The sequence below is a fragment of the Roseibium sp. genome, from assembly GCF_039982295.1.
Classification (GTDB): Bacteria; Pseudomonadota; Alphaproteobacteria; order Rhizobiales; family Stappiaceae; genus Roseibium.
The window spans coordinates 1-4,816 of sequence record NZ_JBDWYP010000059.1 but is presented as its reverse complement, the minus strand read 5'-3'; the positions used below and the strand labels follow the sequence as shown (position 1 = coordinate 4,816).

Genomic DNA, 4,816 nt, shown 5'->3' with positions numbered 1-4,816 from the left:
GTTGCTTCCGTTTCGACATTCCTGATCTCCTTCGTGTTGAAGATCAGCAGACTACAAATCGCAGCTTACGTCAGTGTCCGAATTTCGGGGGGTAGCTCATTTCAGATATCTTGGTTCCTAAATCCACCTTGTATCCGAGGTCTTTCAACGCTTGTTCGGCCTCAATACCTGCCAGCACCGAACCCTCAAGCAATCGGTGATACCAGAGCCTGTCCATGAGGTAGAAAGCGATTAAGGGGATGACTGCGGATACAATAACCAATCCGGCAACGGCAATCTCCATGCCAAGGACTTCAATCGCACTACCTTCTCTAACGGCATAGCCGCCTAGGCCTAGAAATGCGCCAGCAACTACCAGCGCAAAGTTACGTATCCGGAGCTCCAAATCGTTAAAGTGCTGCTGAACATCTACGATTTTCTTCCAGATTTCGATCTGGCCATTATCAAGTGGTGCCGGTGTCACGGGCTTAGTCATCAATCTACTCCAAATAGCGGCAATACTTCAGAGAAACTGTCTTTAAGGATGTGTGTTGGCTTTAACCCATCTGGCTTGAGAGCAGAACGTTCGCGCTCCACCATTTCGGGTGTCCAGTGGGTTACCTTCCTTAGCAGCTCATACTCGGGCTTGTGCTGACTAACGCCGTAGAGAGCTTGTGCATCAGTGACGCCTGCTTGTTGGGCCATATAGACATCCTTTAGGATGTTGTCGCCAACGTATACAACCTCATCCTTAGATGCACCCAAATCATTAATAATATCTATCAACAGATCCGGATTGGGTTTCAGTTCGCCTTCAGGTGTAAACTGGTGAACAGTATGCTGAAACTTGTAAGTTTCAGGGGCGTAAAATCGAGCACTTTCAATGCCATCTGGCATCGCATGATCTGGAGGTGAGTAAAGGTAGTCAACTAGACCGTCGAGACCAAGTTTGCGGAAACGGTAGTTTGTATAAAATGCTTGAGACTCCGTGTAAGCGGCAATGAGTATCCCAGCGGCCCTAAGTCTTTTCAGGGTATTTTCTACAGTCGGATATAGGCATAACACTTGGCGGCGAACCTTACGAAATTCGTCGATTGCTGGTTGCATAACCGTGACGGCATCATCGCCGTAGAGATGGTTAAGGCAAGGTAACTCCGCAAGCAGTCGCGAGCATTCACTTGTGCCATACTTTTGATGAATTTGACTGCATTCAGCGTAGAGCACTTCGGAATCTACACCGGAGATTTCAATAACTTTGTCTGTCATGGCTGAGAAAGTTTGATACCAGAGTTCCTGCCAATCGAGTAAGGTATTGTCGACGTCTGTAATCAACACTCGTTTCTTCACAATTTCTCCAGTGCCCTAAGTATTACGCGCGAATTTCTGTCTCTGCTCAATTGCTTACAAGTTATACAAGCTTAGGTGAATCAAAAAAACAGGCAAGTCACATGCCATTTCGTCTAAGACTTCCTTGTGCCGTACCTTAACATGGGATCGGCTGAGACCTAACTGCCATCTTACGAACAGCAACAAGCACTGTTTCGTCTGACCTCTTGCTCGAGCCGCGTCTCGACGATGTGTTAAAGCGCAGCGCGAATTTAGGCATAGCCTTGAATGTCTGCTTTAGGTCTTCATGTTCAGATGTTCCGCACTGGCAGCGAACGACTGCTACCCGCCGATTCCGTGGAAAAACACCCGTTCGCGGGCGCAGAATTTCGTTGCTTGAGTTGGGCGCGAGCGCCTTTCCTATCAGGCTGTGCGCGTCTGCTGCGGTGCAGGAAAGATCTTGGCCAATTTGCGGATGTTTTGGGCGGTTGCGGCGAGGAGGAATTCGTCATTTGCACCGCATGGGCCACGTAATCGGAGCCTTCCGAGGCCGAGGATGCGCTTGAGGTGCGCGAAGAGCATCTCGACCTTCTTCCGGAGCTTCATGGAGATATCGTATTGCTTGGTCTTAGCGATGTCTCAGGCTATTTGGCGGGCGTCTTCGTGTTCTTCGCGGGTGATCGATCTGGCGGCTGCATTCGGGCAGCATTTCGCCTTGGACGGGCAAGTCTGGCAGGTCAGTTTTAGGGCACGGTATTTGGTTCTGCCCTGTCCGGTCGGCCCTCGGTTCGGATCGGAATAGTTTCGCCGGAACTGCTTCAGCTCTTGGCCCTCGGGGCAGATGTATTGGTCGTTCTCTGCGTCCCACGCGAAGTCAGCCCGGCTCCAGGTGCCGTCGCTGCGGCCAGATTTGTCGAAGACGGGGATGTGCGGGTTAATCTTGCGTTCAACCAGCCAACCCAGCATCGGTCCGGTGCCATAGGCCGTGTCAGCGATCAGGCGTTCGGGATGCAGGTCGAACTTCTCCTTGACCCGCTTCAGCATGGTCTTTGTCGACCCGACCTCGGCTTGCCGGATGGAGCGGGTGGGTTCCACATCCAAGATGACACCATGATCCGTGTCGATGAGATAATTGTCGGAATAGCTGAAGAATGCAGGGCCTTTACGGGCCGCTGTCCATTGGCTTGCGGGATCAGAACGCGAGGTGAACTTGGGTTGCACCTCGCTGGCGGCGCCAAAAGCGGCCTCGTCCAGGGTGTCGAGATACTCGCGCACGGCGCGGGGCGCATCGGCGGGATCGATTTGTCCCGCGTCCCAGTTCTCCTTCGGCGTGGAGTTCTGCTTGTTCGCATCGGCTTCGATCAGGCTGGCATCAATCGCCATGCGCTGGCCGCTGACCAGACCTTCTTGGATACACCGGGCGACAGTCGTCTCGAACAGGTGCCGCAGCAGTTCGCTTTCTCGAAACCGACCGTGGCGGTTCTTGGAAAAGGTTGAGTGATCCGGAACCCGGTCGCTTAGATCAAGCCGACAAAACCACCGATAGGCGAGGTTCAGATGCACCTCTTCGCAAAGCCGCCGTTCCGACCGGATGCCGAAGCAATAGCCGACCAGGAGCATGCGGATCAGCAACTCGGGATCGACGGATGGACGGCCCGTGTGGCTGTAGAAATCCGCCAGATAGGCGCGGACGTCAGTCAAATCGACGAAGCGGTCGATGGACCGAAGAAGGTGATCCTGAGGGACATGATCTTCCAGCGAGAACTCGTAGAACAGCGACGGCTGCGCTGCCTGCCTTGGTCCCATCATCACAAATCCTCCCGCCCAATGCGGAAATTGAAGCAGTAGTTCAGGCCGCAATCAAGGAGGAGTTTTTCAACAAAATACGCCCAGAGTGACCGGATCAAATCTCGGCCCCTTCCGGACTTTGACCGGCCATCGCATGCCGCGCTGCAGCTTCTTGGCAGTAGACATTAACTGGTCTTCTATTTTCTACATCTACAAGCAGCTCTCTATGTGCAGTTGCACGACCCGCACACTGCATGTTAGCCGGGCCATAGCCATTCCTGGGTATGCTGCTCAGGTGTCGGTTAGGGTTGGCTCGGTGATTGCACACCTTGCCAGCCTGAACATGGACGGCCCAAAGCTTACGATCCATCGGTCCTTATCGACCGGACTGGACCTGTCACGGTTTGATGCCGCTCCTTTGTTAGCATTTACTGCAACAAAGGAGATTGACTATGGGACTGAAACGAACGGGCGAATTCCGACAAGATGCGGTGCGGATTGCGTTAACCAGCAGGCTAACGCGTAAGCAGGTGGCGGATGATCTTGGCGTCGGTATGTCGACGCTGAACAAATGGATCACCGCGCACAGAGGCACAGACGTGGTGTCGAAAGAAGATTTGAGCCTTGCTCAGAAGAATGACCGGCTTCGGCGTGGGAACCGCATTCTCAAGGAGGAGCGGGACATCCTAAAAAAGCAACGCAGTTCTTCGCGAGCCAAAAGCCGTGAGGTTTAGGTTCGTGGAAGAACACCGGGATGCGTTTCCGGCAGCGCGCCTAGCCCGACGTGTAAAGGCTGTCGCCATGTTTTCTATCGCTGCCCGCTTCCATGTTCCGATCTGTGTCGGATGGACGCCGTACTTCTTGGAAAGCTCCGCCAGCGTCATATCCTCGCGGATCGCTTCAAGCGCAACCTTGGCCTTAAACTCTGGCGAATGGCTCTTGCGTTTCTTCATTTCGGATCAACACTTTCGTCATGCGATCCACCTTAACGACTGGTCTGAATTTCCGCGACCACCTCTCTGCCCGAGAAGCCCATGCCGTCATACCACCGCACAAGAATGCCAAATTATGGAAGCCCGACACCCCCGGGGCCAGAGCGCGCAACGAAGCGGTGAGAGCCTCAAAGTATCTAGGCCGCGCATTGTGACGACAGGTGACCGGATACCACCGCAGAAGCCGCGTCGAAACGAAAACTCTCGGGATCATGCTGCGCATCACCCTGTCGGCCAAGGGATGCATTGTGTGAAATTACTCGGTCAGCGCCTCTCAGCGCGCGACTTTGATCGCCAGATTGCGGAGATCCAAATCCGCGCCGCGATCCTAAACGGATTCACAGCGCTTGGCATACCAAGTACCGTGGCTGTAGGATAACCCTTCTGGGGTAAGGGGGAGATCGGCCTCAGACCGATTTGTGCAACAAAGCCGAACCACCCCATCAAACGGCATCAAACTGTGGTAGGTCTACACTGGCGAACTAACTAAGAAAGAGCCCCCTTTATCTAGCCGCCCACCTTCCTCTCCCGCAATACATTCGTTAACCAATCGGGATCCATTTCAGGGGCCGAAGAAAGCAGCCTTTCCGTGTACTCATGGTACGGAGGGCTGAGAACCTCTGAGCGCGGTCCTTGTTCCACGACCCTCCCCTTAAGCATGACAACAATGTCATCTGCTATCGCTTTGACGGTGGCCAAATCATGGGTGATGAAAAGATACGATACGTTTA

General features: G+C 53.5%; 2 protein-coding genes and 5 pseudogenes. 2 read left to right on the top strand and 5 right to left on the bottom strand.

Features of this window, described 5'->3' with window-relative positions:
* Positions 1 to 70 precede the first annotated feature (70 nt).
* The 3 genes and pseudogenes from ABJZ52_RS12675 to ABJZ52_RS12665 all read right to left on the bottom strand — a co-directional run bounded on the left by ABJZ52_RS12675 (position 71) and on the right by ABJZ52_RS12665 (position 3,114).
* Positions 71 to 475 carry a hypothetical protein gene (locus tag ABJZ52_RS12675; protein ID WP_348336889.1) on the bottom strand — a complete coding sequence of 135 codons (405 nt, stop codon included), beginning with the start codon at positions 473 to 475 and terminating at the stop codon, positions 71 to 73.
* A complete protein-coding gene (locus ABJZ52_RS12670; RefSeq protein ID WP_348336890.1) occupies positions 475 to 1,314 on the bottom strand; it encodes an HAD-IA family hydrolase in 840 nt (279 codons plus the stop codon). Before ABJZ52_RS12670 ends, ABJZ52_RS12675 begins: the two co-directional genes overlap by 1 nt.
* Positions 1,315 to 1,728: 414 nt before the next feature.
* Positions 1,729 to 3,114: pseudogene (locus ABJZ52_RS12665) on the bottom strand (IS1182 family transposase).
* A gap of 431 nt (positions 3,115 to 3,545) precedes the next feature.
* On the opposite strand from ABJZ52_RS12665, the pseudogene ABJZ52_RS12660 reads away from it, so the two are divergent.
* Positions 3,546 to 3,870, top strand: a pseudogene (locus tag ABJZ52_RS12660) (transposase); the annotation flags it as partial.
* Between the two features lie 8 nt (positions 3,871 to 3,878).
* Here ABJZ52_RS12660 and ABJZ52_RS12655 read toward each other — a convergent pair.
* Positions 3,879 to 4,046 (bottom strand): annotated as a pseudogene (locus ABJZ52_RS12655) (transposase); the annotation flags it as partial.
* Between the two features lie 56 nt (positions 4,047 to 4,102).
* Between ABJZ52_RS12655 and ABJZ52_RS12650 the strand changes: the two are divergent.
* Positions 4,103 to 4,464, top strand: a pseudogene (locus tag ABJZ52_RS12650) (hypothetical protein); the annotation flags it as partial.
* Between the two features lie 128 nt (positions 4,465 to 4,592).
* Here the strand turns inward: ABJZ52_RS12650 and ABJZ52_RS12645 are convergent.
* Positions 4,593 to 4,816, bottom strand: a pseudogene (locus ABJZ52_RS12645) (ABC transporter); the annotation flags it as partial.

Coding starts and splice junctions, on each gene's coding strand:
- ABJZ52_RS12675 (WP_348336889.1), bottom strand. CDS start 475: ATGACTAAGCCCGTGACACCGGCACCACTTGATAATGGCCAGATCGAA.